Source organism: Ruminococcus flavefaciens ND2009 (assembly GCF_000621785.1).
Taxonomy (GTDB): Bacteria; Bacillota; Clostridia; order Oscillospirales; family Ruminococcaceae; genus Ruminococcus; species Ruminococcus flavefaciens_C.
In genome coordinates this window covers 1-1481 of record NZ_JHXI01000032.1, presented here as the reverse complement: position 1 = coordinate 1481, position 1481 = coordinate 1, and the positions used below count along the sequence as shown (strand labels likewise).

The 1481-nt window shown below is 37.7% G+C and carries 1 protein-coding gene; it reads right to left on the bottom strand.

Translation table 11 applies throughout. The features are described 5' to 3' along the window. Positions 1–1433, bottom strand: a 1433-nt coding sequence (locus T488_RS17275) for an AMP-binding protein (protein ID WP_242838313.1), incomplete at its 3' end; no start/stop codon positions are given. Positions 1434–1481: the final 48 nt, after the last annotated feature.

Sequence of the window (1481 nt, the reverse complement as noted above, 5' to 3'; positions counted from 1 at the left end):
ATAAACTCGATATAGCCTTCTGCACGAAGTCTTCCGATATCACCTGTTCTATAAACTCTTCCAAATTCGCTGTACTCTACAAATGCCTTTCTGGTTTTATCTTCCTGATTTGCATAGCACTCTGCTACGCCCTTTCCTGCGATACATATTTCTCCCACTGCACCTATAGGACAGAGTTTTCCGTTTTCATTCAATATAAGCATTTTCTGATTTGCAAGAGGCATTCCATAAGGTATACTGCTCATATTATCAGGTACTTTTATTATCGGATAATAGATAGACCATATTGAACCTTCTGTTGCACCACCAAGGCTGCAAACTTCTGTATTTACAAATTCACTTCTGATTTTTGAGGGAAGAGTTATCGGTATCCAGTCACCGCTCAAAAGAACGTTTCTGAGACTATCTGTTCCCATGCCTCCGCTCATAAGATACATGGACATTATGGCTGGTACAGAATTCCAGAATGTGACTTCATATTTGTTTAATATTCCTTGTATTTCCTCATAATCTCGCTGATCCCTGACAATTATGAGCTTAGCTCCTGTGCTTAATGCTCCGAAAATATCATATACTGACAGGTCAAAACTGAATGCAGATAATCCGATAATGCAGCTTTTTTCATTGACAGCAAATTTTCTATTGATGTCTTGTATTGTATTTGCTGCCGCAGAATTCTTTATAACTACACCCTTAGGTAATCCTGTACTGCCGGACGTATAGATTGTATACGCTATTGATTCAGGATCGTTTTCACAGTAGAACGGACTATATGATTCCATTTGATTTCTTGTATAGCTTTCTGCGTCAAGTCTTTCTTTGCATTTACTATTTTCTCTGATATATCTGTTTCTTTCTTCAGGATACTCAGGATTTTCAGGAACATATAAGCACCCTGCCGCCAATATACCTATAATATTAACAACTGTTTCGATGCTTCTTTCACCACTGACTGCAATGCTGTCATCCTTACCATAGCCGTTAGAATGAAGATATCCTGCAATTTTTCCGGCTTTCTGCCACAGTTCATCGTATGTAATACTTTCATTTTCAAAAACAACTGCAGTTCTGTACGGCGTTTTTTCACACTGCCTTCTGACAAGTTCTAACAGACTTAGCTCTTCTATTACTTCATCTGTCTCATTATATTTCTTCCATGCATTTCGGTCAGCTTCTGTAAGCATTTCATAATTTCCCAGTTTTTCTTCTGTCTTTTCGCATTCAGCCTTAACTGTTTCTGCAAAATGCTTTAATATACTATCTGCTGTTTCATCATTGAAAAGATCTGTACAATACTCAATATAAATGCAGTATTTTCCATTTTGTTCAGCTATATTAAACGTGAGATCAAACTTAGCTATGGTACTTGTAATTCCCGTTATTTCACCCTCACTGCCACTGAGCTTAAGGTCAGTTGTCTCGTTGTTCTGCATTACAAGCATTACGTCGAACAACGGATTCCTTGACATATCTCTCTGTAC